At 58.9% G+C, this 21,806-nt stretch carries 20 protein-coding genes; 14 read left to right on the forward strand and 6 right to left on the reverse strand.

Features of this window, described 5'->3' with window-relative positions; translation table 11 throughout:
• Window positions 1-61: 61 nt before the first annotated feature.
• Together adh and AC1DOG_RS01455 are read right to left on the reverse strand one after the other, a co-directional pair.
• On the reverse strand, window positions 62-1,570 hold the full coding sequence (gene adh, locus AC1DOG_RS01450) for an aldehyde dehydrogenase (RefSeq protein ID WP_477926543.1): 1,509 nt from the start codon (window positions 1,568-1,570) through the stop codon (window positions 62-64).
• A gap of 147 nt (window positions 1,571-1,717) precedes the next feature.
• Window positions 1,718-2,677: a helix-turn-helix domain-containing protein gene (locus tag AC1DOG_RS01455; RefSeq protein WP_111562157.1), complete on the reverse strand. Its 960-nt coding sequence runs from the start codon at window positions 2,675-2,677 to the stop codon at window positions 1,718-1,720.
• Between the two features lie 229 nt (window positions 2,678-2,906).
• Between AC1DOG_RS01455 and AC1DOG_RS01460 the strand changes: the two genes are divergently transcribed.
• The 3 genes from AC1DOG_RS01460 to ligD are packed head-to-tail and all read left to right on the forward strand — an operon-like array spanning window position 2,907 to window position 6,567.
• Complete coding sequence (locus AC1DOG_RS01460) at window positions 2,907-3,173, forward strand: hypothetical protein (RefSeq protein WP_018897494.1); 267 nt, start codon at window positions 2,907-2,909, stop codon at window positions 3,171-3,173.
• 2 nt (window positions 3,174-3,175) lie between these two features.
• On the forward strand, window positions 3,176-4,033 hold the full coding sequence (gene ku / locus AC1DOG_RS01465; RefSeq protein ID WP_477926544.1) for a non-homologous end joining protein Ku: 858 nt from the start codon (window positions 3,176-3,178) through the stop codon (window positions 4,031-4,033).
• Window positions 4,034-4,035: 2 nt separating this feature from the next.
• On the forward strand, window positions 4,036-6,567 hold the full coding sequence (ligD, locus tag AC1DOG_RS01470) for a DNA ligase D (protein WP_477926545.1): 2,532 nt from the start codon (window positions 4,036-4,038) through the stop codon (window positions 6,565-6,567).
• Window positions 6,568-6,591: 24 nt separating this feature from the next.
• Here ligD and ku (AC1DOG_RS01475) read toward each other — a convergent pair whose 3' ends face one another.
• Window positions 6,592-7,395 (reverse strand): non-homologous end joining protein Ku, encoded by an 804-nt coding sequence (gene ku, locus AC1DOG_RS01475; protein WP_477926546.1) that lies wholly within the window; start codon window positions 7,393-7,395, stop codon window positions 6,592-6,594.
• Window positions 7,396-8,053: 658 nt separating this feature from the next.
• Here ku (AC1DOG_RS01475) and AC1DOG_RS01480 point away from each other — a divergent pair.
• The 8 genes from AC1DOG_RS01480 to AC1DOG_RS01515 all read left to right on the forward strand — a co-directional run bounded on the left by AC1DOG_RS01480 (window position 8,054) and on the right by AC1DOG_RS01515 (window position 16,060).
• Window positions 8,054-8,974, forward strand: a complete 921-nt coding sequence (locus AC1DOG_RS01480) for an MYG1 family protein (RefSeq protein WP_477926547.1) — start codon at window positions 8,054-8,056, stop codon at window positions 8,972-8,974.
• Between the two features lie 305 nt (window positions 8,975-9,279).
• Entirely contained in the window at window positions 9,280-10,323 is a 1,044-nt protein-coding gene (locus AC1DOG_RS01485) for a hypothetical protein (protein WP_477926548.1), read from the forward strand.
• A 178-nt stretch (window positions 10,324-10,501) separates the two neighbouring features.
• The gene (locus tag AC1DOG_RS01490) at window positions 10,502-11,074 is read left to right on the forward strand and encodes a hypothetical protein (RefSeq protein ID WP_477926549.1); all 573 of its coding nucleotides are present in this window, start codon (window positions 10,502-10,504) and stop codon (window positions 11,072-11,074) included.
• A complete protein-coding gene (locus AC1DOG_RS01495) occupies window positions 11,064-12,392 on the forward strand; it encodes a hypothetical protein (protein ID WP_477926550.1) in 1,329 nt (442 codons plus the stop codon). Before AC1DOG_RS01490 ends, AC1DOG_RS01495 begins: the two co-directional genes overlap by 11 nt.
• A gap of 971 nt (window positions 12,393-13,363) precedes the next feature.
• Window positions 13,364-14,056: a hypothetical protein gene (locus tag AC1DOG_RS01500; RefSeq protein WP_477926551.1), complete on the forward strand. Its 693-nt coding sequence runs from the start codon at window positions 13,364-13,366 to the stop codon at window positions 14,054-14,056.
• Between the two features lie 705 nt (window positions 14,057-14,761).
• A complete protein-coding gene (locus AC1DOG_RS01505; protein WP_477926552.1) occupies window positions 14,762-15,109 on the forward strand; it encodes a hypothetical protein in 348 nt (115 codons plus the stop codon).
• Window positions 15,109-15,663: a hypothetical protein gene (locus AC1DOG_RS01510; RefSeq protein ID WP_477926553.1), complete on the forward strand. Its 555-nt coding sequence runs from the start codon at window positions 15,109-15,111 to the stop codon at window positions 15,661-15,663. Before AC1DOG_RS01505 ends, AC1DOG_RS01510 begins: the two co-directional genes overlap by 1 nt.
• 205 nt (window positions 15,664-15,868) lie before the next feature.
• Entirely contained in the window at window positions 15,869-16,060 is a 192-nt protein-coding gene (locus tag AC1DOG_RS01515) for a hypothetical protein (RefSeq protein ID WP_477926554.1), read from the forward strand.
• Between the two features lie 230 nt (window positions 16,061-16,290).
• Here AC1DOG_RS01515 and AC1DOG_RS01520 read toward each other — a convergent pair whose 3' ends face one another.
• Window positions 16,291-17,073 (reverse strand): hypothetical protein, encoded by a 783-nt coding sequence (locus tag AC1DOG_RS01520; protein WP_477926555.1) that lies wholly within the window; start codon window positions 17,071-17,073, stop codon window positions 16,291-16,293.
• A gap of 66 nt (window positions 17,074-17,139) precedes the next feature.
• Between AC1DOG_RS01520 and AC1DOG_RS01525 the strand changes: the two genes are divergently transcribed.
• Genes AC1DOG_RS01525 through AC1DOG_RS01535 form a run of 3 tightly spaced genes read left to right on the forward strand, consistent with a single transcriptional unit; the run spans window position 17,140 to window position 19,411 of the window.
• Window positions 17,140-17,307, forward strand: coding sequence for a hypothetical protein (locus AC1DOG_RS01525; RefSeq protein ID WP_477926556.1), 168 nt, complete (start codon window positions 17,140-17,142; stop codon window positions 17,305-17,307).
• Window positions 17,304-18,305 carry a hypothetical protein gene (locus AC1DOG_RS01530; RefSeq protein ID WP_477926557.1) on the forward strand — a complete coding sequence of 334 codons (1,002 nt, stop codon included), beginning with the start codon at window positions 17,304-17,306 and terminating at the stop codon, window positions 18,303-18,305. Before AC1DOG_RS01525 ends, AC1DOG_RS01530 begins: the two co-directional genes overlap by 4 nt.
• Before the next feature lie 5 nt (window positions 18,306-18,310).
• On the forward strand, window positions 18,311-19,411 hold the full coding sequence (locus AC1DOG_RS01535; protein ID WP_477926558.1) for a sialate O-acetylesterase: 1,101 nt from the start codon (window positions 18,311-18,313) through the stop codon (window positions 19,409-19,411).
• Here AC1DOG_RS01535 and AC1DOG_RS01540 read toward each other — a convergent pair.
• Together AC1DOG_RS01540 and AC1DOG_RS01545 are read right to left on the reverse strand one after the other, a co-directional pair.
• Window positions 19,367-21,271: an acyltransferase family protein gene (locus AC1DOG_RS01540; RefSeq protein ID WP_477926559.1), complete on the reverse strand. Its 1,905-nt coding sequence runs from the start codon at window positions 21,269-21,271 to the stop codon at window positions 19,367-19,369. The two genes, AC1DOG_RS01535 and AC1DOG_RS01540, sit on opposite strands and share 45 nt — an antisense overlap.
• 271 nt (window positions 21,272-21,542) lie before the next feature.
• The gene (locus AC1DOG_RS01545; protein WP_477926560.1) at window positions 21,543-21,755 is read right to left on the reverse strand and encodes a hypothetical protein; all 213 of its coding nucleotides are present in this window, start codon (window positions 21,753-21,755) and stop codon (window positions 21,543-21,545) included.
• Between the last annotated feature and the right edge of the window lie 51 nt (window positions 21,756-21,806).

Raw genomic sequence — 21,806 nt, forward strand, 5'->3', positions numbered from 1 at the left:
CCCTTTTCAGGGAGGGGTTTGGGAGGGGTGTTGCGGATGCCCTCCCTGCCGTCGAAAAGGCTCAGAAGAAACCGAGCTTCTTTTCGCTGTAGCTGACCAGCAKGTTCTTGGTCTGCTGGTAGTGGTCGAGCATCATCTTGTGGKTCTCGCGGCCGATGCCKGAYTGYTTGTAGCCGCCGAASGCSGCGTGSGCCGGGTAGGCGTGRTAGCARTTGGTCCAKACGCGGCCGGCCTGGATTTCACGGCCGAAGCGATAGGCGCGGTTGCCGTTGCGGGTCCAGACACCTGCGCCGAGGCCGTAGAGCGTGTCGTTGGCGATTGACAGTGCTTCGGCTTCGTCCTTGAAGGTGGTGACTGAGACGACCGGGCCGAAGATCTCTTCCTGGAACACGCGCATCTTGTTGTGGCCGGCGAAGATCGTCGGCTTGATGTAATAGCCGCTCGCCAGTTCGCCGCCGAGGTCGTTGCGTGAACCGCCGGTCAGCACTTTTGCGCCTTCCTGCTTGCCGATGTCGAGATAGGCGAGGATCTTCTCCATCTGCTCGTTGGAGGCCTGGGCGCCGATCATCGTGGCACTATCGAGCGGGTTGCCCTGCACGATGGCTTCGACGCGCTTGACGGCGCGTTCCATGAAGCGGTCGTAGATCTTTTCATGCACCAGCGCGCGGCTCGGGCATGTGYAGACCTCGCCCTGGTTGAGCGCGAACATCGCAAAGCCTTCAAGCGCCTTGTCGAAGAAGTCGTCGTCCTCGTCGGCCACGTCGGCAAAGAAGATGTTCGGCGACTTGCCGCCGAGTTCGAGCGTGACAGGGATCAGGTTCTGGCTGGCATATTGCATGATCAGCCGGCCTGTCGTCGTTTCGCCGGTAAAGGCGATCTTGGCGATGCGCGGGCTGGATGCCAGCGGCTTGCCGGCTTCGAGGCCGAAACCGTTGACGATGTTGAGAACGCCTGGTGGTAGCAGGTCGCCGATGATCTCGGCCCAGACAAGCAGCGAGGCAGGGGTCTGTTCAGCCGGCTTGATGACGACGCAGTTGCCGGCGGCAAGAGCGGGCGCCAGTTTCCAGGCGGCCATCAGGATCGGGAAGTTCCAGGGAATGATCTGGCCGACGACGCCGAGCGGTTCATGGAAGTGATAGGCGACGGTGTCGTTGTCGATCTCGCCGATCGAGCCTTCCTGGGCACGTACGCAGGAGGCGAAGTAGCGGAAGTGGTCGATGGCGAGCGGAATATCGGCGGCCATGGTCTCGCGGATCGGCTTGCCATTGTCCCAGGTCTCGGCCTGCGCCAGAACTTCCAGCTTGTCCTCCATCCGCTGGGCGATCTTCATCAGGATATTGGCGCGCTCGGTGACCGAGGTGCGAGCCCACTTGTCCTTGGCGGCATGGGCGGCATCAAGCGCTGCGTTGATGTCCTTTTCGCTGGAGCGGGGAATTTCGCAGAGCTTGCCGCCGGTGACCGGGGTGATGTTGTCGAAATACTTGCCTTCGATCGGCTCGCGCCATTCGCCGCCGATATAGTTCCCGTATTTCAGCTTGAACGGCGACTCGACGATTTTCTGATGCAGCATGTCATCCTCCCTTGAGATGAGCCAGGTTCGGACGTGAACCCGTGGGAGGAAATCTGCGCGCCTTTTGTGTCGAGATACAGCGCCACCGAGCGATACCGCAGCGCACAGTGTCGCATCGCTGCTACATCAGTGCTGCCTACAATAGGGTCAATGCAGATTGAGCTTCTTCATCTTGCGATGCAGCGTGGCGCGGCTCATGCCGAGCGCGATCGCCGCCTGCGAGACGTTGCCGCTGGAGCGCGTCAGAGCCCTCAACAATGCCGCGCGTTCGGCCTCGATCAGGTCTTCGTCGTCGGACATGCGGGTTTCGTGCAGGGCATCGGCGGCTGGAATGCCGGCGGCGATGCTGCGGTCGTCGAGCTTCAGCGCCAGGCGCGCGGCGCGGGTGGCGCCGAGAACGAGGTCGTGGCGATCGACGGCAAGAAGGGCGGCCGCCGGGTTGGCGCCTGCGGGCACCATCACGAAGCGGGCGCCGGCATAGGCGCTGCGGAAGAGGTTGATCTCGATGCGCATGGCGGCGTCACGCACCATCTGCGCGAGAATGCCGAGCGTCATTTCGTTGACGTCCTCGCGGCAGGTGGAGATGTCGAGCGCGGCCGCGAGCTGCCCGCGATGATCGCGGATCGGCGAGGTCGTGCAGCTGAGCTTGATGTTGGAGCAGAAGAAGTGCTGGTCGCGGAAGATTGAAACCGAGCGTTCGTCGGCCAGTGCCGTGCCGATCCCGTTGGTGCCGATGCTGGCTTCAGTCCAGACCGAGCCGGTCCAGAGGCCGAGATCGTGAAACTCCTTGTCGTCACCGATCGCGCCGCGGCGTTCGAGCGCGATGCCGTCGCGGTCGGTCAGTAGCAGGCAGCAGCCGGCTTTTCCAGCGGTGGTGAACAGGCGGTCGAGCTCGTCGGTGGCGTTGGCGATCAGCTGCTCGGATTGTTCGCGGGCCCGTTTGAACTCCTGGTCCATGAGGCGGAGCGGGGTGCGCCGCTCTTCCGGCGCCAGCTGGTGCATGGCGATGCAGCGGCGCCAGGAGGCGACCACCGAAGAACTTGCCGCGGCTGAATCGCGCTGCGTGCACGTATAGACATGCTCCGCATGGGCAGAGTGTTCGTGCATCGGGGTTCCTCCCATCAAAGAGCTGCAGCTCCTACCACCACAGATCATCGACAGGAGTGTGACGAAAACTAATGTTCTTGGCAACTCGCGGCAATGTGAGCGTTTGCTTGGATTTCACGGCGCGGATCGGACCTGTCTCAGATTTGCGACAGTTGGCATGTCAGGGATGCAGGGAACTTTCCGACTACTGCGTTGTTTCTGCTCCAATCGGCAAGGGAGGCAGGTTTCGATGACGCATGTCCGCAAGACCGAGCAGAAACGCAGCCATTTCGATGCGCGCGATCGGCTGATCATCGCGCTCTACGCGCAGCTGAAGGCCGAACGAGAGACCCGTGAGACCCTGGAATGGGTGATCCGCCATGGCGCGCTATCGAGCGAGGTGCTGGAGGCGATCGCCGGCGATCCGGTTCCTGTTGTCACCAGCGAGGATATCGCTTCGGTGGAGAAGATCGTGGCGCTTGATCAGCGGCGGCGCAACAAAGGGCGGGAGGAATAGAGATGGCAGCGCGGGCAAGCTGGAAGGGGCATCTGAAGGTGGGCGATCTCGTCTGTGCCGTGGGGCTCTATACCGCGGTATCGGTTGCCGACCGCATCTCCTTCAACATCATCAATCGCAAGACCGGCCATCGCGTCGAGAGGCAGTTCGTCGACAGCGAGACAGGAAAGCCGGTGGAGCGCGACGATCAGGTGAAGGGCTACCGGCTGGATAGCGGCGACTATGTGATGATCGAGGGCGAGGAGCTCGCCGCGTTCGCGCCCGAGAGCGACAAGCTTCTGACGGTGCAAGGGTTCGTTCCCTATGACGAGATCAACAAGCTCTATTTCGACCGGCCCTATTATCTGGCGCCGGTCAGCGAGGACGACGAGGAGGCGCTGGCGCTGATCGCGCGGGCGATGCGCGACCAGAAGGTTGCCGCACTCGGGGAAGCCGTTCTGTTTCGCAAGACGCGGACGGTGCTCATCAGGCCGCAGGACGACTGCATCGTCGCGACCACGCTGAACTACGATTACGAGGTGCGCAACGCCGAGACGGTGTTCAAGGATATTCCCGACATCAAGTTCGACAAGGAAATGATCGAGCTCGCCGGCCATATCATCGGCACCAAGAAGGGCAGCTTCAATCCCCGGGACTATGAGGATCGCTATGAGGCGGCGCTCGCTGAACTGGTGCAGGCAAAGATCGAGGGCAGGGCGCTGCCCAAGCGCAAGGCCGAGCCGAAGGGCAAGGTGATCGACCTGATGGAAGCGCTGCGCGAAAGCGCGAAGATGAGCGGCAAGGCGAGCGGGAAAGCAGCGGGGAAGACCGCTGCCAAGAGTACTGCGCGCGGTAACGGCGGATCGAAGAAGGCGAGCTGACCATGGCGCTCGAGACCTATCACGCCAAGCGCGATTTCAAGCGGACGCCGGAGCCGCGGGGCGGAAAGCAGGCCAGTGCTGCGCGCGACAGCAACGCGCTGAGCTTCGTGATCCAGAAACACGACGCGACGCGGCTGCATTATGATTTCCGGCTGGAAATGGACGGGGTGCTGAAGAGCTGGGCGGTGACGCGCGGGCCGAGCCTCAACCCTGACGACAAGCGTCTGGCGGTGCATGTGGAAGACCACCCGCTCGACTATGGCGACTTCGAGGGCATCATTCCGAAGGGCGAATATGGCGGCGGCACCGTCATCGTCTGGGATCGCGGCACATGGACACCGCATGGTGACATGCACAAGGCCTACAAGAAGGGCCACATGGAATTCGACCTCGATGGCGACAAGCTGAGGGGTCGCTGGCATCTGGTGCGGATGCACGGCAAGCCCGGCGAAACCAGGGAGAACTGGCTGCTGATCAAGGCCGAGGACGAGGAGGCGCGCGCCAAGGGCGACATCCTGAAGCTGCGGCCCGAATCGGCGAAGACCGGCCGCAAGATCGAAGAGGTGGCCAAGAACCCGGATGCCGCGTGGCACTCGCGGCCCAAGGGGGCGGGGAGCGCGAATGGTGCCAAGGCGTCCGCTCCCCGACCGAAGGCAGGGAAGGCCAAGGCGGCTTCGCGCCAATGGCCGGATGGCGCGGTCAAGGGTGCTCTGCCTGATTTCATCGAGCCGGCGCTTGCCAAGCTGAAGCCGAAACCGCCTGCCGGCGACGAGTGGGTGCACGAGATCAAGTTCGACGGCTACCGGCTGCAGATCAAGATAGACCACGGCAAGGTGACGATGCTGACCCGCACGGGCCTGGACTGGACGGAGCGGTTCGGCGAGATGCTTGCGAGGGCATTCTCGGAGCTGCCGGTGCAATCCGCCTTGATCGACGGCGAAGTGGTGGTCGAGCGCGACAATGGCGCTTCGGATTTCTCCGCACTGCAGAGCGATCTGAGCGAAGGGCGCAAGGACCGTTTCGTGTTCTACGCCTTCGATCTGTTGCATCTCGATGGGCATGACATGCGCGAGGTGTCGCTGCTCTCGCGCAAGGCCTTGCTGGAAACGCTTCTCTCGCCTGACGATCCGACGCTGCGCTACAGCAGCCATTTCACGGAGAAGGGGTCTCTGGTGCTCGACCATGCCTGCGGGCTCGGGCTGGAGGGCGTGATCTCCAAGCGTGGCGACAGCGCCTACAGCTCGGGACGCATGGGCGAGTGGGTGAAGTCCAAATGTTCGAAACGGCAGGAGTTCGTGATCGGCGGCTTCGTGCCCTCGACAGCGACGAAGGATGCCATCGGTTCGCTGGCCATGGGCTACTACAAGGGCGGCAAGTTGCAGTATGTCGGGCGTGTCGGCACCGGATTTTCGGTCGCGACGGCCAAGATGCTGCACGATCGTCTTTCCGAGGACCGGCAGACGAAGACCCCCTTCGACGATGCGCTTTCGGCCGAGGCGCGGCGCGGGCTTGTCCACGTCAAGCCGAAGCTTGTGGCGGATGTGGAGTTTCAGGCATGGTCTGCGGACGGCAATCTGCGGCATGCCGCATTTCGCGGGCTGCGCGAGGACAAGGCGGCGGGGGATGTGATGCGCGAGACCGAGAAGAGCAAGGCCGAGCCGGCGCCGCAATCGAGCGTCACGCTCACTCATCCCGATCGCATCTACTGGTCGGACGAGGGCGTCACCAAGCAGGGACTTGCGGATTATTACGCGCAGGTGTGGCGCTTCATGGAGCCATTCGTTGTCAATCGCCCGCTGGCGCTGCTGCGCTGCCCTGACGGTATTGCCGGGCACCAGCGCTTCTTCCAGAAGCATGCCTGGAAGGGGATGAACGCCCATATCGAGGAGATTGCGGACCCGAAGGACAGGGGTGGCGAAAAGCTGCTGCGGATCGGTGACTTCGATGGGCTCGTCGCGCTCGTGCAATCGGCGGTGCTGGAGATACACCCCTGGGGGGCGACGACCGCGAGCTTCGAGAAGCCCGACACGATCACCATGGATCTCGATCCGGCCGACGATGTCGCCTGGGCCGAGGTGATCGCGGCAGCCCAGGAACTCAAGCAACGGCTCGAGGCTGCGGGGCTTGCGGCCTTCGTCAAGACCTCCGGCGGCAAAGGTCTCCATGTGGTGACGCCGCTGAAGCCCAAGGCCGGGTGGGTGCAGGTCAAGGCCTTCGCCAAGAACTTGGCGGATGCGATGACGAAAGATCAACCGGACAAATATCTGGCGACCGCCACCAAGGCGAAACGCAACGGCAAGATCTTCATCGATTACCTCCGCAACGGTCGCGGCAACACCGCCGTCGCCGCCTATTCGACCCGCGCCCGACCGGGCGCTGCCGTATCGATGCCGCTCGATTGGAGCGAGCTGACAGAGGAGATCGGCCCGGCCTATTTCACGGTCGACAACACGCCATCGCGGATGAATTCGCTGGCCAGTGATCCCTGGGTGGATTTCTTCCAGGCCGCCGCGCCGCTTGAAAAGCGCAAGTGAGGATGGCCTGGCATATGCGCCGAGCTAGTGCTTCGGCCGTCCGCCATCCTTGGCGATGCTCTTCTTCAGCGCATCCATGATATTGACGACGTTGCCGGTGGATTTGACCGGCGGGCGCTTCGTCGGCGCCACGGGCTTCGGAAGGCTCTTCTGCTTGGCGCGGATCATCGCTCTTATGCGCTTCTGCACGGGATCGGTGACCATTGAGGGCTTCCACTCCTCGGTGCGGTCCTTCACCAGCTTGCTCATCAGCGCCATCACCTTCTGATCCGCTTTGGCGGCAAGATCGACCGTTCCGGCCGGCTCGCGGACCTCGTCGCCGAAATGCAGTGTCCAGAGCACGATGCCCTTGCCCTGCGGCTCGAGCAGCACGGCGCGCTCGCGGCGGTAAAGCACGAGGCGTGCGATGCCGACGACATCGTTTGCCTTCATCGCCTCGCGGATGACGCAGAAGGCCTCGACGCCGACCTTGTCTTCCGGCGCCAGGAAATGCGGCTTGTCGTACCAGATCCAATCGACCGAGCCGCGCGGCACGAAGCTCGATATATCGATGGTGCGCGTGCTTTCCAGCCCGACCTCGCTGATCTCGTCGTCCTCGAGGATGACGTAATCGTCCTCGCCGCGCGGATAGCCCTTGACCTGGTCCTTGTCCGAGATCGGCTTGTGGGTGACGCTGTCGACGTAGCGGCTTTCGACGCGATTTTTGGTCTTGCGATTCAGCACATGAAACCGCAGCTGGTTACTATCCGTGGTCGCCGGCGTCAGCGATACTGACGCGGTCACGAGCGACAGCTTGAGATAACCCTTCCAATAGGTCTGACGCGCCATCCGATGCCGGCGCCTTGGCGCCCCTCCAAGCCGCAATTGCGGCAATGCCGCTTCAACGGTCGGAATGCGGATTTTGTTCCCTCGAAGGTTTCAGACGTCCCATCTCCACGGGGCGTCGAACATCAATGAAGGTCTGAGGTTAGATCCAGCGAAAGGTCGCGTTGCCGCGCTTATCGACCTTGCTGAGCTCGATGGAGACCCATCTGCCGTTCGACGTGTCGGAAAGGCGTACGCTCGGCTTTCCGAAAATCATTCCGAGAAAGCGCGGACAGCCGCGGATTTTTCCGCCGCCGTCATCGGCTGTAAAGATGCACTGACGGGACATGGATGTCCCGGATACTGCTATTATTCCAGTCTTAGGCATGTGTGGTTCCCGTCACTATCATGCTATCACAGGAGATAGTTGCGCGGCTTTCCCTCCATGGCAAGCCTAAAGTTCACCGTTTCGTGATATTCAGAAGCTTCGTATGAAAGCAAACGTTAACCTTCAGCTATGTTCAAGCACATAGCCGACGGCCGCTAACAATACACCCAATTGGATGATGCGGTGCAGCATCAGTGGGAGAAAATGCTGCGCCTGCGGGTTGAGGTGATTTGCGCCAACAGCTATCTGGTGCCTGCATGTGCGGATGATCCGCAGACAAGAGGGCGCCGCTACATGATTCCAGAATTTCTCGTCACGCATTCCGGTGGCTTCCATGCCGACGAACTGCTCTCCACCGTCATCCTGACCCGGCTTTTTCCCGAGGCGCGCATCACGCGCAGCCGTGCGCCGGAATGGATCACGCCCGGTCCCGACAGGATCATCTACGATGTCGGCGGCGCCTATGATGCGGACGCTGGTATCTTCGACCATCACCAGCGCGGCGCGCCGCTGCGTGACGACGGCCAGCCCTACAGCTCGTTCGGCCTGATCTGGAAGCATTTCGGGCGCGACTATCTCGCCGCATCGGGTGTTCCAGAGGCAGACATCGAGGATATCCACGCCTCCTTCGACGGCAGCTTCGTGCTGCCGATCGATCTCACCGACAATGGCGCGCTCAGCCCCTCCGGCCCGCTGGCCGGGCTGACGCTGCCGGCACTTCTGGAAACGCTGAAGCCCGTCTTCGACGAGACCGATCCCGGCGCCGACGACCGTGCATTTCATGCCGCACTTGCCATTGCCCGCAGTTTCGTCGAGGCCCGGATCGGCAAGAGTGCCGCGAAGCGCAGGGCCGAGGCGCTGGTGCACAAGGCGATCGTCGCTGCCGGCGAGAACCGCGTGCTGGAACTGCCGATGGGCATGCCCTTCCGCCCCGCCATCATGAAGGCCGGCGCCGACCACCTGCTCTTCGTCGTTCATCCGCGCGACAAGGACTGGTGCGTGACCGGCATTCGCCGCGAGGAAGAGGGCTTTGCGCTGCGCGCCGACCTGCCGGCCGCCTGGGCTGGCCTCACCAACGGCGACCTCGAAGCCGCCTCCGGCGTTAAAGGCGCCAGCTTCTGCCACAACGGCCGCTTCATCGCGGCGGCGAAGAGCCGCGAAGCGGCGCTGAAGATGGCGGAGATCGCTGTGGCTGAGGCGGTGGGGCAGGCCTAACGTCGGCAGCAGGGCGAGGGCGGGTGGCGCGATCAATATTCGGTCGCGTCTTGCCACGCGGAAAGGTAGAAAGCGCTGCATCGCGACTTGGCGAGGCCGGCGCGATTGGGTAATCTGTATCCTCTCTCCGCTTGGGACTTGGCAATCCGCAGCGGCAAACTTTGGGTTGAAGTCCTTGGCGTGGCCGCGATCATCGTGGCGCTGGAATAGTTGGACGATCCTGCAGGGCAGTCCGGTCTCGCGACCATAATCAAGCATAGCGTGGCATCTCATCAGTTCTTACCGCATTGTGGGAGAAGCTCTGAATGTTCACACGTCGAACGGTTTTCATCGTCGGTGCGGGCGCAAGCCGGGAAGTGAACTTTCCCGTCGGTACGGACTTGATGGTCAACATCGCCAAGAAACTCGACATCCGGTTTGACGACGGATGGACGATGTCCAAAGGCGACAAACGCATCTCGGCGGCGGTGAAGGCGATTGTGGGAGATGGGGCGGATTCCAACCCGCACTATGCTGCCGGAAGAGCCATTTCAGGCGCGATGTCGCAGGCGATCTCGATCGACAACTATCTTCATACGCATTCGAGCGATCGTCTCGTGGTTCAGATGGGCAAACTGGGCATCGCCGCCAGCATTCTGGAGGCGGAGGCGAGCTGTCTTCTGAAGGTCGACGGATCGAAGAACGAGGCGTTCAGCTTCGAACCCATCAAGCACACATGGTTCAGCGTCTTTTTCCAGATGCTCCACGAAGGCGTGCAAAGAGAAAAGCTCGAAGGCATTTTCAAGAACGTGTCCTTCATCACGTTCAACTACGACCGGTGCATCGAGCATTATCTCGCCCACGCCATCAGCAACTACTACCGTATTCCCTTGTACGAGGCGGAGGGGATCATCGCGCAATCTCTGCAGATCGAGCATCCCTACGGACAGGTCGGCAGGCTTCCCTGGCAGCCGGCCTCCGCATCCTCGATGATGGATTTCGGCCATGATTTTCACGGAGCAGACCTGCCGCATCTGGCCGAGCAGATCCGCACCTTTACCGAGCGGGTGGACGATGACGACATGATGGACCGCCTGCACCGGCAGATCGCCGAGGCCGAGGTCGTCGTCTATCTCGGGTTTTCTTATGGCGAAATGAACATGCAGCTCATGACCGTGAAGGAGGCCGGGCTTAGGAATATTTTCGGAACGACCTTGGGAATCTCCGCTCCCAACAAGAAGATCATCGAGACGGATGTGCTGACTTCGATGGGCGGCGTGGACGTGGCGACCGTGAATCGCGCCTATTATGATGATCTGACATGCGCGGAATTCTTGAGAAGCTACGGCAAGCCGATCATGCGGGGGTAGGGAGGAGGCTGGCGTCGGAGCCGCGGATTTTTGCGGGCGGATGGCTGCATTATCTACCGGCCAGACCATCTCGTTAAAATTTAAGCAAGGGTAGATCTACGGTTCGAAATCAGCTTTCGCGTTAAGAGGTCGTTTGTAGGTTTCCAGTCGACACAGATGCAAATAAACCGAGGACACTATGAACGCGATTTCGAAGCTTCAGTATGGCAACCGCTTTGGCGAGGATGTTGCAAAGATTGCCCAAACATCGCTTTCAGTGGCTGCAAGTTCCTCCGACGCCCAGGTTGCCCAGACCAAGTATTCGAAGTGGTTCAACGGTGACGACGTCAAGCCGGAGCCGATGGCGACATCGAGCCGGAAGTTCAGAAAGATCACGCCGGAGATGGCGGTCGCTGATCTCTCCATAGAAAGGATTGAGATGCAACCCATACCAGAACAGCAAGTCCGCAGAATGTTCGACTACGTTACTGCAGCCGCCTATGGCACTCGCGACAGTCGGCACGGTTTTCGAATTCCAGCGATCGTAGTCGATGACTGGGCAAAGAACGGCTATTGCATTCTGCGTACCAACACCCTGGCGAGGACCTACGGCGTAGGCCGAAAGACTATGTGGAAGACAATCAAGGGCGTAATCAGTGCCGGTTTCATCAAGGAGGTTGGCCGCACGCCCGACGGACTGGCGATGTACGTTCCGTGCCTCGAGCGTGGCGACGAATGGCGCCAGACTGTCGGAGAGCAGCATGGCCGATAAAAATGACGGTTTGCTTCTACAGCACCACCTCCTGCTCGCCATTATCCACACTGACTGGGCAACTCGGCTCGATCACAAGGTCGCTGCTGTGATTATCGAGTGCTACTTCAGCCGCTACGAAAACTCCCGAGCCAGCCTCCGATATCTGGAGGACAGGACCGACGCCACGCGCCCAAACATTATCGCGTCGACCCGCCGCCTCACCGAGCACGGAGCGTTCTCGATTGTCCGCGAAGGGTCTGGCACGAGGCCAACTGAATACGGCCTAAATTTCGATTTCTCATCTAGCGGTATTGCGTCCGATACCTCATGCGGTGTTGCTGACAATACCGCTGCGCCGCCTAGAGGTATTGCTCATGATACCAAAACATCTCTTACAGTAACCGGCCTACAGGCCGAGTTACCTGAAAGAGAGAATGATTTCGCCGCGCCTATGGCTGGCCTATCGGCCGCCAAGGCGGAAACGGCGAAAGATGACTTCGAGGAACTTTGGCAGGCATATGGCTACAAGCAAAGGAAGGCAGACGCGAAGGCTGCCTATCGCAAGCTATCACCGGACGGTGACCTTCATGCTCGAATGCTTAATTCGGCCTCAGCTTGGCAGGCACGTTGGGCGGAACAAGCCAAGCCAAACGCTCCCCGTTACTCGTTAGCGAAATGGATTGAGAGGGAGGAATTCGAATGCGATCCACCCGCCGGATACGCTGCAAAAGAGAAGATGGCCAAAAAGGAAACCGGCTCCAAAGCAGCAATAGAGGACATCCCCGAAAACAAAGCACCTGACTTCTCTGCGTCTCCCGATGAGCCCGCTTTGGGCGTGATCGAGAGAGTAGATGACTACACTTTTGAAGAAGACGGCGGGAAGTCGCTCACCATCTACTACCGAACACAAGACGGTAAGGAGATCGAGCATTTCATAATGTACGAAAGCCCCGACATTCGGGAGCAGGAGCGCGGTCAGCAAGACCTGCGGAAAGTCTTGGAAGCGGTTGAGCTGGTCGAGGCAAACGACGCCCAGGATCTTGTTGGTTGCAAGGTTGACCTCATGATCAACGGAAACAGTTCGTGTCTTGCTCGAAGCCTTGGGTGCTCTCGCAGACGGGCCCTAGGGGCTTTCCGCGATTCGTGGATATTGTCGCCAATACGCCACGGAGCGGCTGGTCTCTCAAAATCGGGACCGCCTACGAGGACGAGGATATGGAGGAAGCACCATGACCAACGTCGAACTATTTCCGGATCGCGCTCTTCGCGGTCGTCGGCTCACCTGGTTGGAATTCTACCAGCTGCGGCCGGATCGGCGGCTGGCGGCTGCGAATGATAACATCCTGCAGGCAACCAGTCGGATCGTTAATATAGCGATGCCTGATTCTGCAGGCTCGAGGTGCCGCCGACCGTTAACGGGCGATCCGGAGCTGCCATCCGTTTAAGGGCGATCGACGCCGCCGGTCGTACTAGGGCGCTCGTGACACGGCCGTAACCGTGGCTCTTACCCGCACTGTCGGGGCTTTTTTTTCCTATTCAGTGTGCGCTGTAGCGCTTCTATGTTTTGAAGGAGAGATGAGCCATGCGCTTCAAGCTAGAGCTCGACGTTGATTTGAAGGCCGCGCTTCGGATTGTTGTTCTGATCGCAGCGCTGCTTCATTAGCGGTCGTGGTGGCGGGATAAAAATACTTCTCCCGCCACCAATCGTCTGTTTCCTAGAAGAACAGAAATCGCAATACGACGGAGGCCAGCCACGACAACACGGTGGCCGCGATGCCGCCACCTACCGCCCACTCCACGCTACGCTCCTTAATGTACACAATAATGCCGATGATCAGACCAATAACGAGAAAATACAAGAAAATCACTGCAGACCTCTAAAGCAAGTTGACTGTCTCGCTTTACGACACCAAGCGCTAAGGTGTGGTTTTGATTTTAAATGCAATTTTAGCTACGCACCGATTCGTTTCATTTTCCCGGCGCCCTGATGTTTCCATGCTGGTATACCACGCCGCCTATCCCGGTAGAGATGCCGGCCAAGCAAAGAGGCGCGGCCAAAAACCGAAGTTGTCCCTTGACGCGTTCCTCGCGACTAAACTTAACGTCACAGCGCGGACTTGGGATTGCCCGCGCAAGAACCTAAATACACATCACCGCGTCGCGGCTACCGTAAGTAAGAGCTGCTGGAAGCGGCCGAAACAAACGCCTCCTTTGAAGGAGCAGTTCTCATGTCAATGCCTACTCACCTGCGCACCGCATCGGCCCGCAGTACTGCGGAGCGTCTAGCTGACAAGTTTCTGGTGGCCAATGACAACACACCGCCGAAATCGAAAGAACCCGTCCACCGAGGCGGTCGGCCTGCTTTCAATTGGGCAGCAAAGCAGGACAAGGTGGGAGCAGCTTGTGTGGCTGATTGCTCGCCAACGTCTTCCGGAAGCCATGGTTGCAGCGAACGACAACGAGCCACTATCCGTCGGCGGTCTGGACACCCGGCGAAACGGGGCTCGCGGCAAGTCTAAGCTGAGGATCAGTCTCGGCGAACATATGGCGCTGCCTGCGGTGTTGCCACGTCTAGGCGACGGCGATCCGCAGCCGGCCCAACCTTGCGGGTACACCCGAATGGACGTCCTGCCACAGAATGAGGTCGTCGAGCTATCAGATAACTTTCGGTCCTACGGGGCGTGTGGCGAAGTCGTCGCGCCAGGTGCGATCTTTATTGGCGCCGAATCTGGCCTCGGCACGCCGCGACCCGGGAAGTCGCGCGGATCGCCTCTACGAGCGGAAGAGCCTGATTTCGGCGAGCCGCCGCGCGACGTGGACTACGTGATCGAGTTGTTGATGGCGCGGGAGAACGTTGCGGGTATCGGCAAGGCATTCGGTGCAACAGGCCGCTATCAGGACCGAAAGGGCGCCGCGATGCTCTCAAAGGCCATGGCTTGGGCGAGAGCGCAGGTGGCGAACAGTAATTTTCGCCAGGGTGTTACAAATAGCGTGGCTTGATGAAGCTATAGGCAAGGAAATTCAAAGCCGTCCCTCGTGGGCGGCTTTTCCATTTGCGGAGGCCGGATGTACGCCACGCAGATATCATCCCGCGCGTTCCCATGGCGCGGTAGATCGGCAGAGCTCGCGGCCTAAAGGCACCTCTGGGTCGCGCGCCGCTGCCCATGACGCCCTCGCGGCGTCTTTTTTATTGCCTGCGCATCAGCAAAAAATTCGAAAGGAACTACCATGGCACTTGCAGGCCTCCATGCGGCGTGCGGCTACGCCGGCTCGTCTACGAACCGATGGGCAACCTTGTCGGCAGTAGGGAAGACGGTGTGGAGCGAAACGCTCGCTTCTCCTGGCACCACAACCAATACCGCCCCAGCGTCGTCCGACGTGGCTGGCGATCCAGTCTTCAACATTCGATCGTCAATCGACGCCTTCGTACCACTCGGGCCCACGCCCAACGCGTCGACCGGCCCACGTCAGTTCGTGGCTGCGAATACCGATTATACCTTCTACGCCCAACCGGGCGACAAGCTTGCGTAGATCACGGCATGACGGAAGCGACACAAGCATATCGCCTCGTCAGCGACGTGACAGGCGTGCGCCTGACGCGGGTGCAAAACGTAGCTAGGCGTCTGCGCGAAACTGGGATGCTGCCAGCGGGCGGCCCCGGACGAGCGCCGGCGCTAGACCGCGCAGACGCAATTGTCCTAGCAGTTGCCGTCGCCTCGCGCGCTGCTCGAGAACGTCGCAGAGGCAACACAGGCGCTCCTCTCCTCCACACCTGGCGGCGCAGACGTCAGCGGCGCACCACTCACCATCCCGCGTGACGCCGAGATCGCCTTGGCAGTCCTGGCGAGCATGGCGGCGCGGAAAGAGGACATGGACGGCGTCACGCTCGAAGTCGTGCACGGCTGGCCAGAGATCGCACTATCGTGGTCCTACGGCACCACGCAGCGTTTTCAGGCGCCAGGCAGCCTCGCCAATCATCAGCCATCCGACAAGGCCCGCATTGCGACGCGGATACCCGGATCGGCGTTCGCCAAATTCATCAGGAGCATTTGATGGCCAAAACACAGTTCAGTATCCCCTCACTCGCCGAAGCCGACGCGGAATACTCGGCCCTGGCCGAGAAGTATCACCAGCTATCGCAGGACGCCGCAGAGGCTTCGCGGCAAGTTCTGGAGCTCGAAGACGATATCCGCACGAGGAAAGCGCCCGGCATCCGTCCCGGCATCGCTGAGCTGCTTGGAGACGTCGTCGACCATTCGCTCACCGATCGTCCTCGTCGGCTCGTTGAGCTTCGTCAGCGGGCAGCAGATCTGGAAGCCGCGACCGAGATCATCCGCCGTCGTCGCGACGATCGCCGTGGAATTGTCAGCGTTGCTGCCGCCAAGATTGTCAAGCCGGAATACGGGCAGCGCGTGGCCGCGTTCATTGCCGCGCTCAATGCTGCCAAGGCTGCCTATGACGCCATGGAAGAGATTGTCGACGGTCTCGAGCGGGAAGACGTTCATGTCACCTATCTTGCCCCAGCGCGGACATCTTTCTTCGCCGGCCACGAGAATGGTGTGACGCGGTTTGTCGCTGCCGCAAGGAGTAATGCGCATGTCCAGTGAGCACCGCGAATATGAAGTGCGTCCTGTCGGTGCAGGCCGCACCGCTGTCCGCGCCGTCAAGTTGCCAGGCGAGCAACGGCATGCAGACATCTCCGAGAGCGCGAAGACCATTGCCAAACGGCTGGCCGCGCATCCAATACCAACACGTCGGCCATCAGGGCCGAGGCAGCCATGCGCAGGCGCGGCATCATCAAGTAGGTAATCAATGAATATCGAATTCAAGTATGAGCTCGGCGACATCGTCGAAACGCGACGTGGCGAGACTGGCAAGATAGTCCTCGCTTCGGCAGCTCCCGGAAAGCGTGATCCCCTTTACCTAACCTACAAGCTGGAGCTCGACAGCGGCGACAAGGTATGGGCACCGGAGTACTCGATCGACCGAGTGATCGGCTGGTGATGGAAGGCAGGGAGGGGTCATCAAGGGTCTCACCCTACCGAGGTCACGGACCGGCGGGGTAACACAACGCGTATGCAAATACAGATTTTCCTCACGCGCGCGCCATGCGCGCGTGCGAGAAATCATTGCGTTTTTTGGCCCCCAGAGGGGCATCTAACTTCATGCAAACGCGCAAAATCGGGAAACGTCGATGGGCATTTGTACGCATTTTTTCGATTGAAATGTTGAGGTCATCTCGTGATGGGGCTGTCATAGGGCCGCTCGTCGTTCAGGTTAAATCGTTCGACGAGGTTGTCCCTCAGTTCGCCATGAACGTTCGTGAGAAAAAGACCGCTAGCAACATCGCGCGCTGAAATGAATTGAGGGACGACTTCACTCTTGTTTCTGGCGAACTCATAGAGGCCGGATGCATATGCATAAAGCTCTGCGCAATTCATGATGATGGAATGAATGTTTAGATCCAGAATGATCCGATCAGCTCGTTGATCCAGAATGAGGCCGCGCGACCTAGATGTAAGCACCTGAAGCGTGTTCAATAGCTTGAAGAGGTACGATCGCTCATCCTCATGGCTGGACTCGACCATTGATCGCAGATTTTCAAGTGCCTCATTGGGCAATGTCGGTAAGGCCATCTCTTGAACTGACCTCACCGTGCCGTGAACGCTGGTTTCTAGGAGTGGACGGATGCATGCCGAAACTCGCTCTGCATACTCAGATACCTGACTAAGACTAAGCGGCAGGGTGGCGCGGGCAGCCGCACGACCCGCTTCGAAGCGGTCTCTTTCAACTTTTGCCGCCTGCCTGATTTGCCAAGCCACACCTCCACCTGCAAACAGTCCCGTTAGCAGCGTCTGGTAGTCGTACAACCACTGGAACGTTCCCAGCGAGTGAAATGCTGCACTGACGATTGTTCCTGCTGGTTGTGCGCTAAAAGCCAACCAAACTTGGCGGCCGACTGCAAACAACAACAGACCAACAACAAAACCAACAAGACCTGCAACAAGCTTTTTCATCCTTAGATGGAAGCTTGACGCGAGGCGCGCGTCCAGAGCGTAGCGCCTTTGTCCCAAGGAAAATCAATGACCACACAAACGAACGGCCCATCGGCCGCGCGACGGCCCGCGCATGGCCGTCGGCGCGAGACCCCCGACGCCGACTTCTACGGAGCCGAAGACTTCATCGCGCCCAAGCACTTCTTCAGGGACCAACCCCAAGATGACAAACAGAAGGAAACCGAAGAAGAATGACACAAGCAACAACTTGGTCTGTACCAACCGTCGGGCCGGCGAGTCCGACGGTTTTGACTCAGCGCATCGATGACAGCTTTGACGCGCTGCTTTCCGGACATTCCGGATCTTCTCGCCCCGCCTACGCGGCGGCGGGAACGGTCTGGGAGGACACATCGGTCGCAAATGAAACCCGTCTTTGGTTCTACGACGGCGCCCAAGATATCCTTGTGGCGGTCGTTGACACCACGAATGACCGCGTCGAGCTGGCGCCGCAGCCGCTAGTCGATGTTGCCTCTGCGGCAACCACCGACATTGGGGCGGTGAAGTCGCGGAACATCCGTGTCACCGGCACCACGACTATTACGTCTTTCGGCACGATCCGTGCTGGAACCACGAAGACGGTTTACTTCGCGGCTGCACTGACGGTGACCTACAACGCTACATCGCTGATAACACCGACTGGCGCGAACTTGCTGGTGGCGGCAGGCGATAGCATCGACCTGGTATCACTTGGATCGGGCAATTGGCGGGTGTTGCGGCATGTGCCTGCCTCTGGAGTGGCAGAGGCAACATCAATTCTGCTCAACGGCCTGACAGAAGCCTCCTTCAACATCCCCGCCGGAGTTCGTCGTGGTCGAGTCTCCTTTGATGGCCTGTCCACGAACGGAACCGTGACACCGATCTTCCAACTCGGAGTAGCGGCTTCATTCGTTACAAGTGGATATGCCGGTACAGTTGCCACTCAGGCCAGTTCGCCAGCGAGGCTGAATGCCTCATCTGGCCTCCCATTATTCGCTGACGTATGGGCGGCGACAATTTCCACCAACGGCTACATCGAATTCACCCACCTCGCAGGCAACAAATGGATGCTGTCTCTTTTTTCCGGCCAGGATAACGCAGCTCTAAAAACTGACGGTTCTTGTGTCGTCACCTTGCCGGACACGCTGTCGAGAGTCCGCATCCTGCTGTCGTCGACCGCGTTTGACGCAGGCAATGCCCATAGCAATTGGGGATAAACACGTTGACGAAAACCATTCTGGCAATGGGACAATCAAATGCTGTCGGCATTACACCCGGTAGCCTCTGGGGCATCCCCGCATCTGTCAAAGCTTGGAACTGTACGCCGAACAACGCCAATATGACCGGTCTCGGGAATGCTTTTGTCATGCCCGCAAGCCCAGCGACTGCTCCGTTCAACAACAGCAACAACATGATGGTTCATGCCTGCCTCTACCTGTCCGCAGAGTTCGGCGAGGACATCAACCTCATCCGCGTGGCCTTCGAAGGCAAGTCGATCTCGTGGTGGATGAACAATGTCGGAGTGGCCGGCCCGATGTACGCCCGCATGCGAACCGTCCTTGCAGCTGCCGGCGTGGGCAAGGTCGATGCGTTTATGTGGCATCAGGGGGAGGCTGACAATCTCGCGCCGGCCAATTACGCGACATCATGGGCTAACCTCGTGTCTCGTATGACGGCCGACGGCTACATCAGCGCGGAAACTCCGATTATCATTGGGGAAACACTTGCACAGGATTACCCCATCAACGCAGTCCTGCACTCGATCGCAGATGCTGATCCGAGAGTTGGAATCGCTGAGATATCGTGTTTCCCACTCGCACCTGATCTTCATTTCTCTGGGCAGTCATACGTCCGCGCTGGCTTAGAGTATGCTCGCGAGATCATGAAGGTAGCCGGCCCCTTCTATCGCGCACCTGGTGCTTTTGAGAGTATCTATGTGACTGGTGCGGCATGTGGTGGCGTTTTCGTCAAGGTCAAAATGAAGGGTGAAAACGGGAAGAAATCGCTATTCGACGCGAATGGTGCTTTCGTGTCAGACAGGTTTGGCGTCTGGGAGTTCAGCGGGCGTGGCTGCGCATATGCTCAGCACACTTCGATAAGCATCCTGCACGAGTCAGGCGTTTTTCTGCAGCCCTTAGGTCAGGTTCTTTCCGCCAATGCAAACTACAAGCCAATCGTTAGCGGTAGCACGGTTATGGCTATGGGACCGGGCGATAAAGTCTACTTTGGCCTGTTCCAAAGCACGGGTGGAACGGTGACAATTCCGACAGCTGACAGCTCACTTATGAACCGACTGACGGTCAAGTATCTCGGTGCGCAGTAGGTTGCTGCGGAAAATCACTCCGCCTATATATTTGCCCGCATCGGTGGTCAGGTGGCCGTAGTCCCACGATAAAAGATCGGATGGGCGGCTTGACCACGATGTCGCACAGCTTTCGTTGTTGCAGAAGAGATCAACTAACGAGAGATATGGGATGTTTCGTTTTCTCGCCAAGGATCGCAAATCCTTGTCTGTCGTTGTCGACACCAGTTTCGGCATGTTGGGTATATCTGTTGGTATGCCGCGTGATTTATCAGACACCCACTGTCCGTAAATGACATCAGGTAGGTTGCCTGGGTATTCGGGAAACGGACCAATAATTGCAACTTTGATCCCTGATCGCTCAAGAGCATCTAGGTAGAAATTTAGGCCGTCCGCTTCAGGGGCATCGATGTAGCTCTTGGAATAGAAGGACCATCTAGCGAACAGAATGGCAATGTCCGGCTTGTTTCGTATGATTGCAGTAAGAGCGGCGTCCGTAAATTGAGAGCACTTCTCGAAATTTCGTATTGGTGGGCAGGAGTCTGCAGCGAACAGAGTGATTGTCGCCTTCCCTTGTGCGGCGATGGAAAGCCCGGGTTCGAGGCGACCAGCATGTGAGTCTCCCCAAATCGCAATCCTCGGCGAGAAGGAAACTGCCTTGAAATCGCATTCATCGGAATACGTTTGATCTGGCTTGTACAACCAGCACGTGCCAACCAACGGCGTTCTGAAATAATAGCTAGAATAGGCGAGTATCTCTCGCATTTCAGCGGGGTACGTCAGTGATCTGATATCTACTCTACTTGTTGCTGCGCCAGCGAAACCAAGCAGCAGAAGCGAAACAAAAAGACCAGTCGCAATTTTGTTTAGGTGCAAACTGTGCACAGGGCGCTCGATCCGAAGATACGTGAAAGCCGCCAAGACCAGAGCGGCAGCTAAAAGAAGAAGGGTGGCGATGCTCCGAATCTGTTCATACTCGCTCCTCGCGAACACCAGGATGGGCCAATGCCAAAGGTAAAGTGGGTAGCTGATTAAGCCGATGGCAACGAGTGGCCGAGCCGACAATGCGTATCTGGAAATAACGTTATCTGATCCGGCGGATATCAGTAGGCCGGCGCCGATAACCGCCAGCACAATGTAGGCGATGGAAAACGTCGCTTCGTTTGCCATGGTTAGCGCGATAAGTGTCATACACGCTCCGATGATAGCCATCACAGCTTTGGCCCGCCCGGAACGAAATAAGGGCCCTGAACATGCAAGTATTCCCCCAAAAGCAAGCTCCCATGCTCGACTGAACGGCGAGTAGAAAGCTGCAGTCGGCGAGTGATTACCAAGGTGAATACTATAGATCAATGACGCGCCTAGGACGATCGCCATCACCCATATCCGATTCAGCCGCAGCCAGTGGGCAACTACAAGCAGGACCGGCCAGACGATATAGAACTGCTCTTCTACACCTAGTGACCAAAGATGAAGCAGGGGCTTAGTCGCCGAGCGTACATCGAAGTATCCAGCCTCGCTCCATAATAGGAGGTTTGGAATGAAGAAGGCGGCACCCATGATGTGCCACCCAAGTTGATGCATCTGCGTCGGGGTTAAGACCACGAGCCCCGCAAGCAACGTGGCAATCAAAACCGTTATTAGCGCTGGATAGATGCGACGGATTCTTCGCTGATAAAAAACCAGAAGCGAAAAAGTCTGGAGATCAATACCGCGGGCAATGATGCCGGTGATTAGGTACCCAGAGATCGCAAAGAAAATGTCTACACCAAGAAAGCCGCCAGGCAGTCGGTGCGGATAGGCATGAAAAACCAGGACGGCGATGACGGCAATGGCGCGCATGCCATCAATGTCTGCACGATAGTCAGTGGCCCTATTCATCACCCCTCCAGAGTTATCCGGAGCGATACACTACAACCTCCACGGTCTCAACCTTCAGCTTAAGTTAGCTTCTCGATTTCCCCCTGAGATCGCACCACACTCAACCATCAGGACATCCCACGATGCCGAAAATCGTCGCCAACTGGCGCACTTTCATCTGGAAGTCGTTGGCATTCTGGGGAAACATCCTCCTCGCCGCTGCCATGGGCGTGGCGGGAGGCGATGGGGAAGTAAGTGGAAGGGAGGTCGTCGGGCCGCCCGATTTCCGGGCTCACATCGTGTCGCTGATTGCATCGAACACGGAGCGACTTTTCGCCAGTTCCTCTTCTTGGTCTCGCGCTTTTACTAGGCCAGACAAGGTTGCCTGAATCGACGCGAGTTCATCCATAGCGGTTGGACTTATTCCTATGTTGGGAATGATGGATCGTCTGAGATCGACCAGACGCTTCAGTGCGGCATCAATGTCGTCAACGAATTGGCTCATGCTTCTATCTCCTCCAGATGTAGGCCTGCGTTCAGCAGCGCCGCGCCGAAC

The organism is Rhizobium sp. 01N48 (assembly GCF_056399145.1).